Annotated in this window: 17 protein-coding genes; 11 read left to right on the plus strand and 6 right to left on the minus strand. The window is 60.3% G+C overall.

The genetic code is table 11. From position 1 onward, the window contains the following. From AEQ63_RS25320 to AEQ63_RS25360, 10 genes are all read left to right on the plus strand, one after another. A partial coding sequence (locus AEQ63_RS25320; protein WP_236705284.1) for an Lrp/AsnC family transcriptional regulator occupies positions 1 to 445 on the plus strand: 445 nt, incomplete at its 5' end. 223 nt (positions 446 to 668) lie between these two features. After that, entirely contained in the window at positions 669 to 2,351 is a 1,683-nt protein-coding gene (locus AEQ63_RS25325) for a flavin monoamine oxidase family protein (RefSeq protein ID WP_064365275.1), read from the plus strand. Between the two features lie 12 nt (positions 2,352 to 2,363). Then, on the plus strand, positions 2,364 to 3,158 hold the full coding sequence (locus tag AEQ63_RS25330; protein ID WP_042606688.1) for a carbon-nitrogen hydrolase family protein: 795 nt from the start codon (positions 2,364 to 2,366) through the stop codon (positions 3,156 to 3,158). Positions 3,159 to 3,196: 38 nt separating this feature from the next. Next, complete coding sequence (gene pqqF / locus AEQ63_RS25335) at positions 3,197 to 5,608, plus strand: pyrroloquinoline quinone biosynthesis protein PqqF (protein ID WP_064365276.1); 2,412 nt, start codon at positions 3,197 to 3,199, stop codon at positions 5,606 to 5,608. Positions 5,609 to 5,764: 156 nt separating this feature from the next. Further along, positions 5,765 to 5,839: a pyrroloquinoline quinone precursor peptide PqqA gene (gene pqqA / locus AEQ63_RS27510; protein ID WP_003444522.1), complete on the plus strand. Its 75-nt coding sequence runs from the start codon at positions 5,765 to 5,767 to the stop codon at positions 5,837 to 5,839. Positions 5,840 to 5,920: 81 nt separating this feature from the next. Then, complete coding sequence (pqqB, locus tag AEQ63_RS25340) at positions 5,921 to 6,832, plus strand: pyrroloquinoline quinone biosynthesis protein PqqB (protein WP_064365277.1); 912 nt, start codon at positions 5,921 to 5,923, stop codon at positions 6,830 to 6,832. 142 nt (positions 6,833 to 6,974) lie between these two features. After that, on the plus strand, positions 6,975 to 7,727 hold the full coding sequence (gene pqqC / locus AEQ63_RS25345) for a pyrroloquinoline-quinone synthase PqqC (protein WP_064365278.1): 753 nt from the start codon (positions 6,975 to 6,977) through the stop codon (positions 7,725 to 7,727). Beyond that, on the plus strand, positions 7,724 to 7,999 hold the full coding sequence (gene pqqD / locus AEQ63_RS25350; RefSeq protein WP_064365279.1) for a pyrroloquinoline quinone biosynthesis peptide chaperone PqqD: 276 nt from the start codon (positions 7,724 to 7,726) through the stop codon (positions 7,997 to 7,999). Before pqqC ends, pqqD begins: the two co-directional genes overlap by 4 nt. Next, positions 7,992 to 9,131: a pyrroloquinoline quinone biosynthesis protein PqqE gene (pqqE, locus tag AEQ63_RS25355; RefSeq protein ID WP_173867412.1), complete on the plus strand. Its 1,140-nt coding sequence runs from the start codon at positions 7,992 to 7,994 to the stop codon at positions 9,129 to 9,131. The genes pqqD and pqqE overlap by 8 nt, the downstream gene beginning before the upstream one ends. Continuing rightward, complete coding sequence (locus AEQ63_RS25360) at positions 9,097 to 10,896, plus strand: S9 family peptidase (protein WP_064365281.1); 1,800 nt, start codon at positions 9,097 to 9,099, stop codon at positions 10,894 to 10,896. Before pqqE ends, AEQ63_RS25360 begins: the two co-directional genes overlap by 35 nt. A 116-nt stretch (positions 10,897 to 11,012) precedes the next feature. Here AEQ63_RS25360 and AEQ63_RS27515 read toward each other — a convergent pair whose 3' ends face one another. From AEQ63_RS27515 to AEQ63_RS25375, 4 genes are all read right to left on the minus strand, one after another. Beyond that, a complete protein-coding gene (locus AEQ63_RS27515; protein WP_003228885.1) occupies positions 11,013 to 11,171 on the minus strand; it encodes a YqaE/Pmp3 family membrane protein in 159 nt (52 codons plus the stop codon). A 95-nt stretch (positions 11,172 to 11,266) separates the two neighbouring features. Beyond that, positions 11,267 to 11,587: a helix-turn-helix domain-containing protein gene (locus tag AEQ63_RS25365; protein WP_064365282.1), complete on the minus strand. Its 321-nt coding sequence runs from the start codon at positions 11,585 to 11,587 to the stop codon at positions 11,267 to 11,269. Further along, the gene (locus AEQ63_RS25370; RefSeq protein ID WP_064365283.1) at positions 11,580 to 11,936 is read right to left on the minus strand and encodes a type II toxin-antitoxin system RelE/ParE family toxin; all 357 of its coding nucleotides are present in this window, start codon (positions 11,934 to 11,936) and stop codon (positions 11,580 to 11,582) included. The genes AEQ63_RS25365 and AEQ63_RS25370 overlap by 8 nt, the downstream gene beginning before the upstream one ends. A gap of 247 nt (positions 11,937 to 12,183) precedes the next feature. Beyond that, positions 12,184 to 13,410: an aspartate aminotransferase family protein gene (locus tag AEQ63_RS25375; protein WP_064365284.1), complete on the minus strand. Its 1,227-nt coding sequence runs from the start codon at positions 13,408 to 13,410 to the stop codon at positions 12,184 to 12,186. A 170-nt stretch (positions 13,411 to 13,580) separates the two neighbouring features. Between AEQ63_RS25375 and AEQ63_RS25380 the strand changes: the two genes are divergently transcribed. Then, positions 13,581 to 14,495, plus strand: a complete 915-nt coding sequence (locus AEQ63_RS25380) for a LysR family transcriptional regulator (protein ID WP_064365285.1) — start codon at positions 13,581 to 13,583, stop codon at positions 14,493 to 14,495. Between the two features lie 229 nt (positions 14,496 to 14,724). On the opposite strand, the gene AEQ63_RS25385 is transcribed toward AEQ63_RS25380, so the two are convergent. Both AEQ63_RS25385 and AEQ63_RS25390 read right to left on the minus strand, forming a co-directional pair. Continuing rightward, entirely contained in the window at positions 14,725 to 16,503 is a 1,779-nt protein-coding gene (locus tag AEQ63_RS25385; protein WP_016772869.1) for an acyl-CoA dehydrogenase C-terminal domain-containing protein, read from the minus strand. Positions 16,504 to 16,717: 214 nt separating this feature from the next. Continuing rightward, a complete protein-coding gene (locus AEQ63_RS25390) occupies positions 16,718 to 18,514 on the minus strand; it encodes an acyl-CoA dehydrogenase C-terminal domain-containing protein (RefSeq protein ID WP_064365286.1) in 1,797 nt (598 codons plus the stop codon). Positions 18,515 to 18,566: the final 52 nt, after the last annotated feature.

Consider the following 18,566-nt stretch of genomic DNA (forward strand, 5'->3'; position numbering starts at 1 on the left):
CCCCACCCTCGACGCAATCGATCGCCAGCTGATCGCCGCGCTGCAAATCAACGCTCGCGAAAGCGTGGCCATGCTCGCCCGTCAGCTAGGCATTGCTCGCACTACGGTGACGTCGCGCCTGGCCCGGCTGGAAAAAGCCAAAGTGATCACCGGCTATGGTGTGCGCCTCGGTCAGCGCGTGGTCGATGGTGGCTTGCAGGCCTACGTCGGGATCAAGGTGCAGCCACGCTCCGGCAAGGATGTGCTGCGGCGCTTGAGTGCGATGGCGCAGGTGCAGCAGCTGTGTGCGGTGAGTGGCGAGTTTGATTATGTGGCGTGGTTGCGCACTGATTCGCCGGAGCAGCTGGACCAATTGCTGGATCAGATTGGCAGCGTTGATGGGGTGGAGAAGACCACGACGTCGATCATTTTGAGCAGCAAGATTGATCGGGGGCAGCCGGTTTAAGGTTTTGATCGAGGTTCTCGGGTGAATTTCAGAGCCTCTCCGCGAGCAGGCTCGCTGCCACATTTTGGTCGGTATGTAGTCGCCGCTCGTCATAATGATCGCTAATCTAGCAAAACGACGACACATTGCGTCTTATTAACGCGCTCCACGCTCCCTAGAATGGCTGGCATCTTTTCCTATACTCAGACGCGAATCCTGCGTCGGGTCGCCAACAAGGTCAGCCATGAACACGAACAATCGTCATCCTGCAGACGGGAAAAAACCAGTCACCATTTTCGGTCCGGACTTTCCGTTCGCGTTTGACGACTGGATCGAGCATCCGGCGGGTCTGGGCAGCATTCCTGAAGAGCACCATGGCGCTGAAGTGGCGATTGTCGGCGCGGGCATCGCCGGTCTGGTGGCTGCGTATGAACTGATGAAACTCGGTTTGAAGCCGGTGGTGTACGAGGCGTCAAAGCTCGGCGGTCGTCTGCGCTCGCAGGCCTTCAACGGCACCGATGCCATCGTCGCCGAACTCGGCGGTATGCGCTTTCCGGTGTCCTCCACGGCGTTTTATCACTACGTCGACAAGCTCGGCCTCGAGACCAAGCCTTTCCCCAACCCGCTGACCGGCGCTTCGGGCAGCACCGTGATCGATCTGGAAGGCGAAACCTATTACGCCGAAAGCCTGAAGGATCTTCCTGCATTGTTCCAGGAAGTTGCCGACGCCTGGGCGGATGCGCTGGAAGCCGGTTCGCAGTTTTCCGTTATCCAGCAGGCCATTCGCGACCGGGATGTGCCGCGTTTGAAAGAACTGTGGAACAAGTTGGTGCCGCTATGGGACGACCGGACCTTCTATGACTTCGTCGCCACCTCGAAAGCCTTCGCCAAACTGTCGTTCCAACACCGTGAAGTGTTCGGCCAGGTCGGCTTCGGCACTGGCGGCTGGGATTCGGACTTCCCCAATTCGATGCTGGAAATCTTCCGCGTCGTGATGACCAATTGCGACGATCACCAGCACCTGGTAGTCGGCGGCGTCGAGCAGGTGCCGCAAGGCATCTGGCGTCATGTGCCGGAACGCTGCGTACATTGGCCGGCCGGCACCAGCCTGAAATCCCTGCACCGTGGCGCGCCGCGCTCCGGTGTGAAGAAAATTGCCCATGCGCCGGAGGGCCGTTTCGCCGTTACCGACAACAACGGTGACACCCGTGAATACGCCGCTGTGCTGACGACTTGCCAGAGCTGGCTGCTGACCACGCAGATCGAATGCGACGAAACCCTGTTTTCGCAGAAGATGTGGATGGCCCTCGACCGCACGCGCTATATGCAGTCATCAAAAACCTTCGTGATGGTCGACCGGCCATTCTGGAAGGACAAAGACCCGGAAACCGGCCGCGACGTAATGAGCATGACCCTCACCGATCGCCTGACCCGTGGCACCTATCTGTTCGACAACGGTGACGACAAGCCGGGGGTGATCTGCCTGTCGTACTCGTGGATGAGCGACGCGTTGAAAATGCTCCCGCATCCGGTGGAAAAACGCGTCGAACTGGCCTTGAACGCGTTGAAAAAGATCTACCCGAAAGTCGACATCGCCGCACGCATCATCGGTGATCCGATCACTGTGTCGTGGGAAGCCGATCCGTATTTCCTCGGAGCCTTCAAAGGCGCCCTGCCCGGCCATTACCGCTACAACCAGCGCATGTACGCGCACTTCATGCAGGACGACATGCCGGCCGAGCAGCGCGGAATCTTCATCGCCGGCGACGATGTTTCGTGGACACCGGCATGGGTCGAAGGCGCGGTGCAGACTTCGCTCAACGCGGTGTGGGGCATCATGAAACATTTCGGCGGCTCGACACATAAAGAGAACCCGGGCCCGGGTGATGTGTTCAAAGACATCGGCCCTATCGCCCTGCCCGAGTAAGAGGATTCCCCGATGCGCGTAGCCGTTTACCAATGTCCACCGCTGCCACTGGACCCCGTCGCCAACCTGCATCGCCTGCACCAGGTGGCGATGGAGGCCAAGGGCGCCGACCTGCTGGTGCTGCCGGAGATGTTCATCACCGGTTACAACATCGGCGCCGAAGCGGTCAGCACGCTGGCCGAGGTTTATAACGGTGAATGGGCGCAGCAGATCGGGCGCATCGCCAAGGCTGCGGGTCTGGCAATCGTTTACGGTTACCCGGAGCGCACCGCCGACGGGCACATCTACAACGCCGTGCAACTGATCGACGCCCACGGCGAGCGCCTGTGCAATTACCGCAAGTCGCATCTGTTCGGCGACCTTGACCGGTCGATGTTCAGCCCCGGCGAAGCAGAGTTGCCGGTGGTAGAGCTGGACGGCTGGAAACTCGGTTTCCTGATCTGCTATGACCTGGAGTTTCCGGAAAACGCTCGTCGTCTGGCCTTGGCCGGCGCCGAGCTGATTGTGGTGCCGACGGCAAACATGATTCCGTTCGACTTCGTCGCCGACGTCACCGTGCGCGCCCGCGCCTTCGAAAACCAGTGCTACGTGGCTTATGCCAATTACTGTGGGCATGAAGGCGATATTCAGTACTGCGGGCAAAGCAGCGTGGCCGCACCGGACGGCAGCCGCATCGCCCTGGCAGGTCTGGACGAGGCGCTGATCGTCGGTGAACTGGACCGACAACTGATGAATGATTCACGCCAGGCCAACCGCTATCTCAGCGATCGCCGTCCCGAGCTTTACGGCGCGCTGAACCGTCGCTAATCCGCTAGCATGGGCACTTCACTGTTCTGGAAGTGCCCATGCCTGCACCGACTCGTCCCCTCCCCCACACTGAAATTCTGGCTAATGGCTTGCGCGTGACCCTGCGCCACGTGCCCGGCCTCAAGCGCAGCGCTGCCGTATTGCGCGTAGCGGCCGGCAGCCATGACGTGCCGTTGGCATGGCCGGGGCTGGCGCATTTTCTTGAACACCTGCTGTTTCTCGGCACCGAGCGTTTTCCGACAAACGAAGGGCTGATGGCCTACGTGCAACGTCACGGCGGGCAGGTGAATGCCAGCACCCGCGAACGCACCACGGACTTTTTCTTCGAACTGCCCGTGCCGTTGTTCGGCGCAGGGCTCGAGCGTCTGTCAGACATGCTCGCCCGGCCACGTATGAATCTGGACGATCAACGGCGTGAACGGGAGGTGCTACAGGCAGAATTCGTCGCCTGGTCGCAAGATCCGACCGCACAGCAGCAATTTGCCTTGTACCGCGGTTTACCAGAGCAGCACCCGTTGCGCGGGTTTCATGCGGGCAATCGGCACAGCCTGCAGGTGGATTCGCCGGCGTTTCAAACGGCACTGAAAGGTTTCCATCAAAGGTTTTATCGAACCGGGCAAATGCACCTGAGTCTGGTTGGGCCGCAGAGCGTCGATGCGCTCCGAGAGCTGGCGCAGCAATTCGCAGTTGTCTTGCCGGTTGGGGATAAAGTTGCCCAAGCCACACCGCTACCGCTGACAGTGAAAAGTTATCAACAGGTCGGCGCTCACGCGAACCTGTTATGGGCCTTCGACGACTTACCCGAGTCATCCGCGGAGGCGATGGCCTTTCTCTGTCATTGGTTGAACAGCGCAAAACCTGGTGGGTTGCTCGCGTACCTGCATCAACAGAATCTGGCTGACAGCCTGAAAGCCGTGCCGGTTTATCAATTTGCCGGGCAGGCGTTGCTGCATCTGCAACTCAATGCCGATGGCGACCGCTTGCATGCCATTAACGAACAGCTGCTGGACTGGCTGAGCTTCTTCGCCCAGCAGGACTGGACGCCATTGCGCGAGGAATACGCCGCCCTGCTTCAGCGCCAACAACACGTCAGCGGAGCGTTGCAACTGGCGCGGCTCGACGTTGAGCAGCAAGCATTCGGCCTGTCCGAATCGGGTGCCGCCGCACTTGAGCACATCCTTCACGAAATCGGTGTTGTGGATAACTTCAGCGACCATTGGCATCTGCCCGCCGCCAATCCTTTCTTACGGGCCAGTGAACCGCTGGCCAACGCTGGTCTGATTCGCGGCCAGACCAGCGCCCACCGTGGCCTGCGCACGTTCGCCCAGGATCGCTCGCGCAGCCGCCGGGAACGCTCGCCGATGCATTTCAGTCAGGCGTTGCCGGACAACAGCGATGAAGGCGCAATTTATCTGCGTTGGCAGGTCGAGGCGGCGGCCAGCGCTGATCTGCGTTCACGATTGCAACGCAGTCTGCGCCAGACACGACAGGATGCGTCAGAGGCCGGAGTGGATCTGTCTTTCAGTGCTGCGGGCAACCAATGGCTGCTGAAAATGACGGGGCTGCAAGAATCAATGCCCAGCGTCCTGGAGCATGCGCTGAAATGTCTGACGACGATTGACACCGATTCGCCGCGCGACGAGGCACAGATACCCTCGATGCCGCTGCGCCAATTGCTTGAAGCGTTACCGCAAACGTCCTTGCCCAGGATTGAAGCCAGCGATGACGCCAAACGCCTGTGGACAACTTCGCGCTGGGACGGCCTCGCCCTTGGGCTCGACCAACCAACCCAATCAGCCATGGGCCTGGCGCTCAGCCGCATTCCCGGCACGCCCGACAATCAGCTGCCGATTACTCTGCACAACAATGCCGAGTACCGCTGGAGCCGAATCGACACGGCCTCCGCCGAACATGCCTTGCTGCTCATCTGCCCGACCGCCAGCCATGACATCGCTGATGAAGCCGCTTGGCGCCTGCTCGCACAGCTGTGCCAGACGGCGTTCTACCAGCGCCTGCGCGTCGAACTGCAATTGGGTTACGCCGTATTCAGTGCGTTGCGTCAGTTGCACGGGACGACTGCGATCGTCTTCGCCGTGCAGTCGCCTGCAACCCCGGTGGTCACCTTGCTTGAACACATTCAGGATTTCCTCAACGGCGTTCCAGCCATGATCGGAACGCTCGGTGACGCCAGTATCAAGCAGCAGCGCGAAAGCCTCGCCGAGCAATTCAGTGATGCCACATTAGCCACCAGGGACGCCGCCGAACTCCTGTGGCAGGGCAAACTCGCCGGCCATTCGTCGGATTACCGTGAGCAACTGGTCGCAGCGATCAATCAACTGGATACGCGAGACCTGCTGACCGCTGCGCAACGCCTGATCAATGTCGACGGCGGCTACCATTGCCTGGCCAATGAACCAATGCCCGGCGCGCCGTGGCAGGCGGCAAACTGATCATTACCGAAGCTGCAAGGAGCTTTCTCAAAGATTCACGGGTCATTACGCTGAAATTTTGAGTAACATAGCCGCCTAACTAATTGGAACATCATCGCGCTGCCGTGGACTATACCTATGGATAGCGCTATCCCAACCCACAGAAGGAGACACCTCATGGCCTGGACCAAACCTGCTTACACCGACCTGCGTATCGGCTTCGAAGTCACCATGTACTTCGCCAGCCGCTGAGTTCTGCTTACGCAGGATTGCAGTGCAACGCCTCGGCTCGCCGGGGCGTTTTATTTTCCGCGTTGAAATGATGGAGCGTTCATGTTCGTCCAGATTCTGGGTTCGGCCGCCGGTGGCGGTTTTCCGCAGTGGAACTGCAACTGCGTCAACTGCGCAGGCTTTCGCGACGGCAGCCTGAATGCCAAGGCGCGTACCCAATCGTCCATCGCCATTTCCGATGACGGCGTGAACTGGGTGCTGTGCAATGCCTCGCCGGACATCCGCGCGCAACTGCAAAGCTTCGCCCCGATGCAGCCGGGTCGGGCCCTGCGCGACACCGGCATCAGCGCGATCATCCTGATGGACAGCCAGATCGACCACACCACCGGCCTGCTCAGCCTGCGCGAAGGCTGCCCGCATCAGGTCTGGTGCACGGACATGGTTCACGAAGACCTCAGCACCGGTTTCCCCCTGTTCAAGATGCTCTCCCACTGGAACGGCGGGCTGGACTGGAACCGCATCGAACTCGACCAGAGCTTCACCGTAGCGGCCTGCCCGAACCTGCGTTTCACCCCGCTGCCGTTGCGCAGCGCCGCACCGCCGTATTCGCCGCACCGTTTCGACCCGCATCCGGGCGACAACATCGGGTTGATCGTTGAAGACCTCAACACCGGCGGCAAGCTGTTCTACGCGCCAGGGCTGGGCAAGGTCGATGCGCCGTTGCTGGAAATCATGGCGGGCAGTGATTGCCTGCTGGTCGACGGCACGCTGTGGGACGACGATGAAATGCAGCGTCGTGGCGTTGGCACCCGCACCGGTCGCGAGATGGGCCACCTGGCGCAGAATGGCCCCGGCGGCATGCTCGAAGTGCTGGAGCAGTTGCCCGAGCAGCGCAAGGTGCTTATCCACATCAACAATACCAACCCGATTCTTGACGAAGATTCGCCGGAACGCGCGGAACTGGCGCGGCGTAATGTTGAAGTGGCGTTTGATGGCATGAGTATTGTGTTGTAAGCCGTAGATACCGATGCGCGGCCCTTCGCGAGCAGGCTCGCTCCCACATTTGGAATGCGATCAACCTGTGGGAGCGAGCCTGCTCGCGAAGAGGCCAGTGCAAACAGAAAAGATTTCTAGGGTTGTTCCCCGGAGAACAAACATGACTGACACGCCAATGTCCCCGGCCGAATTCGAAGCGGCCCTGCGCGCCAAAGGCGCCTACTACCACATTTACCACCCGTACCACGTGGCGATGTACGAAGGCCGCGCCACCCGCGAGCAGATTCAGGGCTGGGTCGCCAACCGCTTCTACTATCAGGTGAACATTCCCCTGAAAGACGCGGCGATCCTCGCCAACTGCCCGGACCGCGAGATTCGTCGCGAGTGGATTCAGCGCCTGCTCGACCACGACGGCGCGCCCGGCGAAGACGGCGGCATCGAAGCCTGGCTGCGCCTCGGCCAGGCTGTCGGCCTCGACCCGGATCAATTGCGCTCCCAGGAACTGGTGCTGCCCGGTGTGCGTTTCGCCGTCGATGCCTACGTCAACTTCGCCCGTCGCGCCAGTTGGCAGGAGGCCGCCAGCAGCTCGCTGACCGAACTGTTCGCGCCACAGATCCACCAGTCACGCCTCGACAGCTGGCCGCAGCATTACCCGTGGATCGACCCGGCCGGTTATGAATATTTCCGCACCCGCCTCGGTCAGGCGCGGCGCGATGTCGAGCACGGTCTGGCGATCACCCTTGAGCACTACAAGACGCGCGAAGGCCAGGAGCGCATGCTGGAAATTCTCCAGTTCAAACTGGACATTCTTTGGAGCATGCTCGATGCCATGAGCATGGCCTACGAATTGAACCGTCCGCCCTATCACAGCGTGACCGAGCAACGGGTCTGGCATAAAGGAATCACCTTATGAGTTTTGATCGCAGCAAAGTGCCGAACTGGCGCCCAGGCTACCGCTTTCAGTACGAGCCGGCGCAAACAGGCCATGTGTTGCTGTACCCGGAAGGCATGATCAAGCTCAACGAGACGGCCGCGCTGATCGGCGGCTTGATTGATGGCGAACGCGATGTCGCGGCGATCATTGCCAGACTCGACGAGCAGTTCCCCGGCGTCCCCGAACTCGGTGACGACGTCGAACAATTCATGGAGGTTGCCCGTGAGCAACACTGGCTCACCCTTGACTGATCTGCCGGCAAAACCTGAAATCGGCCTGCCGCTGTGGTTGCTCGCCGAGCTGACCTACCGCTGCCCGCTGCAATGCCCGTACTGCTCCAACCCACTGGATTTCGCCGAGCAGGGCAAAGAGCTGACCACCGAACAGTGGATCAAGGTGTTCCGCGAAGCGCGGGAAATGGGCGCGGCGCAGTTAGGCTTTTCCGGCGGCGAACCGTTGGTGCGTCAGGACTTGGCCGAACTGATCGGTGAAGCCCGGCAGTTGGGTTTCTACACCAACCTGATCACCTCCGGCATTGGCCTGACCGAGCAGAAAATCAGCGACTTCAAGAAGGCCGGGCTCGATCACATCCAGATCAGCTTCCAGGCCAGTGACGAGCAAGTGAACAACCTGCTCGCCGGCTCGAAAAAAGCCTTTGCGCAGAAGCTGGAAATGGCTCGTGCGGTGAAGGCCCACGGCTACCCGATGGTGCTGAACTTCGTTACCCACCGGCACAACATCGACAAGATCGACCGCATCATCGAGCTGTGCATTGCGCTGGAGGCGGACTTCGTCGAACTCGCCACCTGCCAGTTCTACGGCTGGGCGCAGCTCAACCGCGTCGGCCTGTTGCCGACCCAGGAACAGCTTGTGCGCGCCGAGCGCATCACCAACGAATACCGGGCCAAACTGGAAGCCGAAGGGCATCCGTGCAAGCTGATTTTCGTGACTCCCGACTACTACGAAGAACGCCCGAAAGCCTGCATGAACGGCTGGGGCAGCATCTTTCTGACCGTCACTCCAGACGGCACGGCCCTGCCCTGCCATGGCGCCCGCCAGATGCCCGTGCAGTTTCCCAACGTGCGCGACCACAGCATGCAGCACATCTGGTATGACTCGTTCGGCTTCAACCGCTTTCGCGGTTACGACTGGATGCCCGAGCCCTGCCGCTCTTGCGACGAGAAAGAAAAAGACTTCGGCGGCTGCCGCTGCCAGGCGTTCATGCTTACCGGCGATGCCAGCAATGCCGACCCGGTGTGCAGCAAGTCCGAACATCACGGCGTGATTCTCAAGGCCCGCGAAGAAGCCGAGACCGCCACTCAAACCATCGAACAATTGGCCTTTCGCAATGAACGAAACTCACGCCTCATCGCCAAGGGCTGAGCCTTTCAGCGCCGCCCAAGCTGTTGCCGCCGGAACCGACTTCGCTGAGCTGCAGCTCGGCGTCCACGGCCTGTTCTGGAATGAATATCGCCCAGAGGATGCCGCATGCCGAATCTGGCATTGGCGCGATGGCTTGGCGAAATGCCTGACGCCGGATGGCTTCAGCGTGCGTAGCCGCGTGTACGAATATGGCGGTGGCGCGTTTTGTCTGACGCCTGACGGCGTGGTTTTCGTCAATGAAGCGGATCAGCAGTTGTACCGACAGGCACTGGGTGGCGAGCCGGTCGCGCTGACGTCCACTGACTGCCGCTACGGTGATCTGCAATTTGCCGGTGGCCGGGTGTTGGCGGTTGAAGAGCAGCAGGATCGGCATCGGCTGGTGGCGATTGATCTGGCGACCGGAATGCGACAAGTGCTGGCGGAGGGAGCGGATTTCTACGCGGCGCCAACGTTGAGCGCGGATGGTCAGCGACTGGCGTGGATCCAGTGGAGCCGACCGCATCAACCATGGACTTCGACCCGGTTGATGGTCGCTGAAGGCGATTTTTCTGCGCCTCGCTGTGTTGCCGGTGAGCAGATGGAGGAGTCGATCCAGCAGCCGCGCTTCGACGCCGGTGGGCGGCTCTGTTGCCTGACGGATCGTAGCGGCTACTGGCAGCCGTGGATCGAAACGTCTGATGGCTTGCAGGCGCTGGCCAGCTCCGCGGCCGATCACGCGCCCGCGCCTTGGCAGCTTGGCGGCTGCACATGGCTGCCCGTCGGTGATCAATTTCTAGCCACTTGGAGCGTGGATGGTTTCGGTCGCCTGGCCTTTGGCGATGAAGATTTCAGCGCCGGCTACAGCCGCTTCCGCCATTTGGCGATGGATCAACAGTTCGTCTATTGCATCGCCGCATCACCGGTCAGCCCGTCGGCAGTGATCGCCATTGATCGCGTCTCTCATGCAGTAAAGGTATTGGCCGGCGGCGTGGCCCCGTTGCCCGCCGAACGCATCAGCCGTCCGCAGACCTTGCGTTATCCCAGCGGCTCGGGGGAGGCGCACGGTTTCTTCTACTCGGCCATGAGCGGTGAAACGAAACCGCCGCTGGTGGTGTTTATCCACGGCGGCCCGACGTCGGCGTGCTATCCGATGCTCGACCCGCGCATCCAGTATTGGACGCAGCGTGGTTTCGCGGTCGCCGACCTCAACTATCGCGGCAGCAGCGGCTATGGTCGCGAGTATCGGCAAGCACTGCATCTGCGCTGGGGCGAGGTGGATGTCGAGGACGCCTGCGCGGTGGTCGATTACCTTGCCGGACAGGGCTTGATCGATGGCGACCGCGCGTTCATTCGCGGCGGCAGTGCGGGCGGGTACACGACACTGTGCGCACTGGCGTTCAGACAGGTCTTCCGCGCAGGCGCCAGCCTCTATGGCGTCAGCGATCCGGTCGCTTTGGCCCGGGCAACACACAAGTTCGAAGGCGATTATCTGGACTGGCTGATCGGCGATCCCGAACGCGATGCCGAGCGCTACGCCGCCCGCACGCCACTACTGCACGCAGAGAACATCCGCGTGCCGGTGATTTTCTTTCAGGGAGAACTGGACGCGGTGGTCGTACCGCAACAGACCCGCGATATGGTCGCGGCGCTGGAGCACAACGGCATTGCGGTGGAAGCGCATTACTACCCCGAAGAGCGCCACGGCTTTCGCCGCGCCGTCAATCAGGCGCACGCATTAGAGCAGGAGTGGACGTTTTATCGGCGGGTGATGGGGCTGGTTTACTGAAAACCGTGTCGCGCCTTTCGCGAGCAGGCTCGCTCCCACAGAGGACTTGTGTACACCACAGATCCAGTGTGGGAGCGAGCCTGCTCACGAAAGCTATCTAATAGACGCTATCGGACTCAACGCTTGGCGATGATATAAACCGCATGCACGATCCCTGGAATGTAGCCGCACAGCGTCAGCAGAATGTTCAGCCAGAACGCCCCGCCAAATCCGACCTGCAAAAACACGCCCAGTGGCGGCAACAGAATAGCGATGATGATACGAATGAAATCCATGGGGCAGCTCCTGAATGGGGGTTGGCTCACTTGAGCCATACAAGCTAATCGACCCGTGCCGTTCGTCAGGGTTCAGTGCAATAGCTGCGTCAGGCTCAAGCGAGAATTTTCAACCCATGTTTTTGTACGATGCTCAGTAGTTTGAGCGCCATACCGCTGGGATGTTTGTCACCCGATTCCCACTGCTTCACCGTGGATGCACTCGTGTTGAGATAGCGTGCAAACACCGGCTGGCTGACCTTGTTACGCTCGCGTAGCGCTTTGATCTCGTCGGCCGGGATAGCTAAGGGGACCGAAGCCAGACAGGATTCATCGAACTCCCGCATCGTAGCTTTACTGATTGCCCCGACAGCAAGCAACGCCCCGGCCGATTCGTGTATGGATTCAAAGACTTCACTTTTGAATTTCTTACTCATGACATATCTCCACAAATTCCTTCATCGCCAACAAGTCTCTGATCTGCACTTCAGTCAGCTGTGCATAGGCCTTTGCCAACCTACGTAAATCCTTCAACTCAATGGGGGTGATATTGCTTTGATCCTGCTTGGCGAAAAGCACTTGGTAGATCCAGTAATGTCCACCTTTTGCCAAAACAATCGAACGGTGGCGGTTCGTATTCAGTCGTTTCTTCCAAACGCCTCCACCAAGATCGTCCGCCTGTCCCTGAAGCATTTGATGAAACGCTTCCTGTAGCTCTTCATCGCTGATCCACGCCCTGCTGGCCTGGAGGGCGACTCGTTTGGTCTTGAACAGCCTAAATGACATAGGTATCCCTTCCTGAAACATACCACCCAGTGGTACAGATCGCCAAAACAGTTTTCGCTGATTTTGAGCAGCCCGAGCGAGCATCCCTTGCTGGCGCTCTCTAAAAGACCACCCGCAGTTCGATCTCTCTAGCCCTAAATGCTGGCTGCAAAACCCGGCCACAAAAAACGCCCCACGCCAAAAGAATCAGGCGTGGGGCGTGCGTTATACCGCGAGACGGTTCGGGTAATCGGTGGGGCAGTTCAGCTCAGACGGCAATGCCCTTACGGCACTGCAACTGAGCGGTGCGTACTCGCGAGAAAGCGCGGCCCAGGCGCAAAAGCATTTCGTCGATGTTGGCTTTGCTGACAGTGAGGGCCGGGGTGAAACGCAGGCAGTCGGGTTGCACGGCGTTGAGTATCAGGCCTTCGTGCAGCGCAGCGTGAACAACGGCATCGGCGCACTCTGCCGATAACGTCAGCCCATAGAACAGGCCCTGGCCGCGCAGTTCGCCATGCCCATAGCGGTGCGCCAATCGCGCAAGGCCTTCGCGCAGATGCTGGCCGTTGTCGTTGACCTGCTGGAGGAAGCTGCGGTCGTGCACGCTGTCGAGTACCACCAGGCCGGCTCCGGTCATCAACGCGTTGCCGTGATGGGTGCCGCCCAGTTCGCCGACGGCGAAACAGCAGGCTTTGCCCCGCGCCAGCAACGCTGCCAGTGGCAAGCCGCCGCCAAGGCCTTTGCCGAGCATGACGATATCGGCGCGAATGCCGTAGGACTGTTCGGCGAGCAAGGCGCCGCAGCGGCCGATACCGGTCTGTACTTCGTCGAGAATCAGCAGAATGCCCAACTCGCGACACAGTCGCTCGACGCCTTTGAGGTAATGCTCGGTCGCGGGAATAACCCCGGCGTCGCTCTGGATCGCTTCAAGCATGATCGCGACGGTCTGCGCGTCGACCGCCGCGTGCAGGGCCGGCAAGTCGTTGAATGGCACCTGATCATTCGTCGCCAGACTGCGACCATGGCAGCCGTGCTGCGCCATGATGATCCGCGAAGCGCCGCCGCGATGCAGTTGGCCCCACTTGCGTGCCAGTCTGAGCGCCGCCTCACAGGCTTCGCTGCCGCTGTTGAGCAGATAAGCCTGATCGCTGTGGGTGCTGGCACACAGGCGCTCGGCGAGGCTGAGCATGCCGCGATTGTGCAGCTTGAAACCCGGATTGATCAGCGCCTGCGCCTGATTGGCAATGGCTTTGACCAGCGCGGTAGGGCTGTGGCCCAGGCTGTTGGCGCCGCCGGCCTGGGAAAAGTCGAGATAGGCGCGATCGTTGTTGTCCCACAGCCAGGAACCCTGGCCTCGAACGAAGACTTGGGGCGGCCGTTCAACACTGGACATCAGACGAGCGGCATGTAGACGATCGGTCATTGCTGAGGACTGCGCCTCGAATGCAAGGTCATCAAGATCTGGCGTGTGGCGCCGCAAATTGAACAGATTCATCCGCACATACCTCGCTGGAGGTATTTTGAACTGCCTATGTAAACACTGGCGAAGCGCAGGTCATTCATCGCGTATTTTCGGCCCTGAAAGCCTTGGGATTGCGGTTAGACTAGGCGCACCCGCGTCTGCGGGCCATTTCGATTTCCCAGCTATTTCAATAAGCATTACTTATGGATTTCAAACAACTGCGTTATTTCGTCGCGGTCTACGAAGAGGGTCATGTCGGCCGTGCGGCCGAACGGCTGTCGATCTCGCAGCCGGCACTGTCGCAGCAGATTCGTCAGCTCGAGCAGAACCTCGACGTAACGCTGTTCGAACGCAGCAGCAAACGCTTGCTGCCGACCCTTGCCGCTCACACGTTGTACAACCACGCGTTACCGCTGCTCGATGGCTTGCAGCGAGCGCGCGAGGCATTGGGCAATTTCAAGGGGCAGGCGTTGCGGACCCTGGCGATCGGTGTGCTGCAAACGGTGCACACCAGCCTCGTGCCGCAAATGCTCGAGCGTGTGCGCAAGGCGCAGCCGCATCTGGTGGTGCAGATCTATGAGCTGACCGGGCTGGAGATCGAACGGCGCCTGCTCAACGGTTCACTGGACATCGGCATCAGTTATCTGCCGCCGCGCCAACCCGGGCTGCACGGCGTGTTGCTGTACGAGGACGAACTGACGCTGGTCATCCCGGCGGATCATCCCTTGCGTGATTTCAAGAAAGTCTCGATGCGCCAGGCTGCTGAACTGCCGATGCTGCTGCTCGGCGAAGAGTTCCAGATCCGGCAGATCTGGCAGGCACAACTGACCAGCCTTGGACGCCGTCCGCAGGTGCAGGCCGAGCTGAACAATATGCTGGGGATTCTCGACAGCCTGCCGCACACCAAACTGGCAACGGTGTTGCCAGGACGCTCGCAGAAGGAATACGACGATGAAGATTTGCTGTGGAAACCGCTAAGCGAACCGCGGGTGCCCCTGAAAGTCGGCCTGGTGTGTCGCGATGTTCAACGCCAGCAGGCTTCGTTGGCCCTTTTGCGGACATTGCTTGAAGAGGTCATCGACCGCGAAGTGCAACGGCCGCTGGATCCGCTGGGCTGAGAACTTTTCTTCAGGCAAAAGAAAACCCCGCCGAAGCGGGGCTTTGCAGACTGTTTCCCTGACATCCATTTCACTCCGCCACCCTGGCAGAATCCTACGTGTCCGTGTTGTTTACTTTGCGCTTCCTGCGCGACGTCCATGAAATGTAGATTAGCCGTGGATCCAATGTACGCATATGGGAGAACAGCAGCACGTCATGTAAGCAAATGCTTACATGACGCGCGCGGGATCAGAACTGTGCAGCATCGAGCAGGAAAAGCGACTCGCTACCGGCTTTGACCGACGCGCTCAGCGAGTGAATACGCGGCAGAAGGCGGGCGAAATAGAAGCGTGCGGTGCCCAGCTTGCTCGCATAGAAATCGTCCTGCGCTTCCTTGCCCAGCGAGGCTTTGGCCATCAACGCCCACATGTAGGCGTAAGCGGTGTAGCCGAACGCTTGCAAATATTCGACCGAGGCCGCGCCGATTTCGTTCGGATTGTTTTTCGCCCGGTCGAGCAGCCACGCGGTCAGCTCGTCGAGGGTGTCGACGGCATCGTTCAGTGGCTTGGTGAACTCGCCAAGATCGGCGCTGGCGGTTGCGGTGAAGTGACGAATCTCGTCAGCGAACAGCTGGTAGAACGCGCCGCCACTGCCAACGATCTTGCGCCCGACCAGATCCAGCGCCTGAATGCCGTTGGTGCCTTCGTAGATCTGGGTGATGCGCACGTCACGCACCAGTTGCTCCTGGCCCCACTCGCGGATGTAACCGTGGCCACCGAAGATCTGCTGGCCGTGAACGGTGGTTTCCAGCCCCAGGTCGGTCAGGAAGGCTTTTGCCACCGGCGTCAGCAACGCGACCAGATCTTCCGCGCGCTTGCGGGTGGTCGCGTCTTCGCTGAACTTGGCGGTATCCAGTTGCATCGCCACGTAAGTGGAAAACGCACGACCGCCTTCGTTCGAGGCTTTCATGGTCAGTAGCATGCGCCGCACGTCCGGGTGGACGATGATCGGATCAGCAACTTTGTCCTTGTTCTGCGCGCCGGTCGGCGATCGGCTCTGCAGACGATCGCGCGCGTATTCAACAGCGTTCTGATAGGAGCGCTCGCCCGTGGCCAGACCCTGGATGCCTACGCCCAGACGCTCGTAGTTCATCATGGTGAACATCGCCGCCAGGCCTTTGTTCGGCTCGCCGACCAGATAGCCGACGGCTTCGTCGAAGTTCATCACGCAGGTCGCCGAGGCCTGGATGCCCATCTTGTGTTCGATCGAACCGCAGTTCGCCGGATTGCGCGCGCCGAGGCTGCCGTCGGCATTGACCATGAACTTCGGCACCAGAAACAGCGAAATGCCTTTCGGCCCCGCCGGGGCGTCCGGCAGTTTCGCCAGCACCAAGTGGATGATGTTTTCGGTGAGGTCGTGTTCGCCCCCGGTGATGAAGATCTTGGTGCCGCTGACCTTGTAGGAACCGTCGGCCTGAGGTTCGGCTTTGGTGCGAATGATCCCCAGGTCGGTGCCGGCGTGCGGCTCGGTCAGGCACATGGAACCAGCCCAGATCCCGGCGTACATGTTCGGCAGGTACGCGGCTTTCAGCTCTTCGCTGGCATGGGCATTGATCGACAGGCAGGCGCCAGCGGTCAGCATCGGGTACAGACCGAACGCCAGGCTGGCGGAGTTGACCATTTCTTCGACCTGCGCCGACACGGCTTTGGGCATGCCCATGCCACCGTAGGCCGGATCACCGCCAACGCCGACCCAACCGCCCTCCGCATATGTCTGATAAGCCTGTGGGAAACCGGCCGGCGTGGTGACGGCACCATCCGCCCAATGGCAACCTTCCTCGTCAGCGGCACGGCTCAGTGGCGCGATGCTTTTGCTGGTGACCTTGCCGGCCTCTTCGAGAATCGCTTCAACGGTTTCGGCGTCGACGGTCTCGGCCAGCGCCGGCAGCTCGGCCCAGAGTTTGGCGACTTCGAACACTTCATTGAGGACGAAGCGCATATCGCGCAGCGGCGCTTTGTAGTCAGCCATGGCAAACCTCGCAAGATCTAAACAGGTGGTTCGTGGAATGATGTTTTCGTTGATCCGGAGTGTAACCCAACAACTTTTGCGACACATAGGGTCAACCGGTGACTGATTTGTTATTTTTAGTCACCATAAAAAAGATCGCAGCCTTTAGCGGGTCCTACAGATAAAACGCGATCCCCTGTAGGAACTGCCGCAGGTTGCGATCTTTTGCTTTTACCTAAAGCGCAAACGACTCCGCTGGCAAAGTCATCAAGCAATCACTCCCCGCCTCGATCGCCGACTGATGCGCAGCCGTACGCGGCAACAGGCGCTTGAAGTAAAACTCGCACGTCGCCAGTTTGCCCTTGAGGAAATCAGACTCACCCTCGCCTGCGTCCAGCTGTGCCTGCGCGACCAGCGCCATGCGCAGCCACAGGTAGCCAAGGATGATGTAGCCGCTGTACATCAGGTAATCCACGGACGCGGCGCCGACTTCATCCGGGTTTTTCATGGCGGCCATGCCGACCTTCATGGTCAGGTCGCCCCACTGTTGATTGAGCCCGTTGAGTTGCGCGACGAAGCTGCCCAACTGCGCATGGTCGGCGTTCGCTGCGCAGAACTTGTGGACGATTTTGGTGAAGCCGCGCAGCAGCTTGCCCTGGCTTCCCAGCACTTTGCGCCCGAGCAGGTCGAGCGCCTGAATGCCGTTGGTGCCCTCGTAGATCGGCGCGATCCGGCAGTCGCGTACCAGTTGTTCCATGCCCCACTCACGAATGAAACCGTGGCCGCCAAACACCTGCATGCCGTGGTTGGTCACTTCCAGCCCGGTGTCGGTCATGAACGCTTTGCAGATCGGCGTGAGGAACGCCAACAAGTCTTCGGCCTCCTGACGTGCCTGGGCGTCGCTGCTCAGGTGCGCGGCATCGAGCATCTGCGCAGTGAAGTAGGTCAGCGCCCGATTGCCTTCGTTGAAGGCTTTCATGGTCAGCAACATGCGCCGCACGTCGGGGTGGACGATGATCGGGTCGGCAGGTTTATCTGGAGCTTTGGCGCCGGTCAGCGCGCGCATTTGCAGGCGGTCGTTGGCGTATTTGATCGCGCCCTGAAAACTCGCTTCGCCCAGACACAGGCCCTGCATGCCGGTGCCCAGCCGCGCGTGGTTCATCATGGTGAACATGCAGTTGAGGCCCTTGTTCGGCTCGCCGATCAAGTAACCCGTGGCGGCATCGAAATTCAGCACGCAGGTGGCCGAGGCCTTGATGCCCATCTTGTGCTCGATCGAGCCGCAGGAAACGCCATTGCGCTCCCCCGCTTCGCCTGCTGCATCGGGGAGGAACTTGGGCACGATAAACAGGGAAATGCCTTTGGTCCCGGCGGGTGCGTCCGGCAGCTTGGCCAATACCAGATGGATGATGTTGTCGCTCAGGTCATGCTCGCCGGCGGAGATGAAAATCTTGCTGCCGGTGATCGCGAAGCTGCCGTCAGCCCGAGGCACCGCACGGGTCTTGATGATGCCCAGATCGGTGCCGCAGTGGGCTTCGGTCAGGCACATGGTGCCAGTCCACTGGCCAGCGGTGAGTTTGCTCAGGTAGGTGTCTTTCTGCTCGGCGGTGCCGTGGGCGTGGATCGCCGACATCGCGCCGTGAGTCAGGCCCGGGTACATGCCCCACGACGTGTTACTGGAGCCGACCATCTCGCTGATCACCAGCCCCAGCGAACTCGGCAGACCTTGGCCGCCGTAAGCTGGATCGGCCGCCAACCCGTGCCAGCCGCCCTCGACATAGTGTGCGAAGGCCTGCTTGAAGCCTGTAGGCGTTGTCACCACGCCATTGTCGAAATGGCAGCCCTCTTCGTCGCCGCTGCGATTGAGCGGGGCCAGCACGTTCTCGCAGAACTTCGCGCCTTCTTCGAGGATCGCGCTGATCATGTCCGGGCTGGCGTCATGCGCGCCGAGACTGGCGTAGCTGGTGTGGAAGTCGAAGACGTGATCGATCAGAAAGCGCATGTCGCGCAGGGGGGCTTTGTACTCGGGCATGGTGGCTTCTCCGTCAGCAGATTTCACCAACCTACTGCCGGCCATCCCACCC

Origin of the sequence: Pseudomonas sp. RIT-PI-o, from assembly GCF_001297215.1 — a bacterium.
Classification (GTDB): Bacteria; Pseudomonadota; Gammaproteobacteria; order Pseudomonadales; family Pseudomonadaceae; genus Aquipseudomonas; species Aquipseudomonas moraviensis_A.

Bases quoted from the DNA above. Each gene is read 5' to 3' on its own strand.
- AEQ63_RS25325 (WP_064365275.1), top strand. From the start codon at position 669: ATGAACACGAACAATCGTCATCCTGCAGACGGGAAAAAACCAGTCACC.
- AEQ63_RS25330 (WP_042606688.1), top strand. From the start codon at position 2,364: ATGCGCGTAGCCGTTTACCAATGTCCACCGCTGCCACTGGACCCCGTC.
- pqqF (WP_064365276.1), top strand. From the start codon at position 3,197: ATGCCTGCACCGACTCGTCCCCTCCCCCACACTGAAATTCTGGCTAAT.
- pqqB (WP_064365277.1), top strand. From the start codon at position 5,921: ATGTTCGTCCAGATTCTGGGTTCGGCCGCCGGTGGCGGTTTTCCGCAG.
- pqqC (WP_064365278.1), top strand. From the start codon at position 6,975: ATGACTGACACGCCAATGTCCCCGGCCGAATTCGAAGCGGCCCTGCGC.
- pqqD (WP_064365279.1), top strand. From the start codon at position 7,724: ATGAGTTTTGATCGCAGCAAAGTGCCGAACTGGCGCCCAGGCTACCGC.
- AEQ63_RS25360 (WP_064365281.1), top strand. From the start codon at position 9,097: ATGAACGAAACTCACGCCTCATCGCCAAGGGCTGAGCCTTTCAGCGCC.
- AEQ63_RS27515 (WP_003228885.1), bottom strand. From the start codon at position 11,171: ATGGATTTCATTCGTATCATCATCGCTATTCTGTTGCCGCCACTGGGC.
- AEQ63_RS25365 (WP_064365282.1), bottom strand. From the start codon at position 11,587: ATGAGTAAGAAATTCAAAAGTGAAGTCTTTGAATCCATACACGAATCG.
- AEQ63_RS25370 (WP_064365283.1), bottom strand. From the start codon at position 11,936: ATGTCATTTAGGCTGTTCAAGACCAAACGAGTCGCCCTCCAGGCCAGC.
- AEQ63_RS25375 (WP_064365284.1), bottom strand. From the start codon at position 13,410: ATGAATCTGTTCAATTTGCGGCGCCACACGCCAGATCTTGATGACCTT.
- AEQ63_RS25380 (WP_064365285.1), top strand. From the start codon at position 13,581: ATGGATTTCAAACAACTGCGTTATTTCGTCGCGGTCTACGAAGAGGGT.
- AEQ63_RS25385 (WP_016772869.1), bottom strand. From the start codon at position 16,503: ATGGCTGACTACAAAGCGCCGCTGCGCGATATGCGCTTCGTCCTCAAT.
- AEQ63_RS25390 (WP_064365286.1), bottom strand. From the start codon at position 18,514: ATGCCCGAGTACAAAGCCCCCCTGCGCGACATGCGCTTTCTGATCGAT.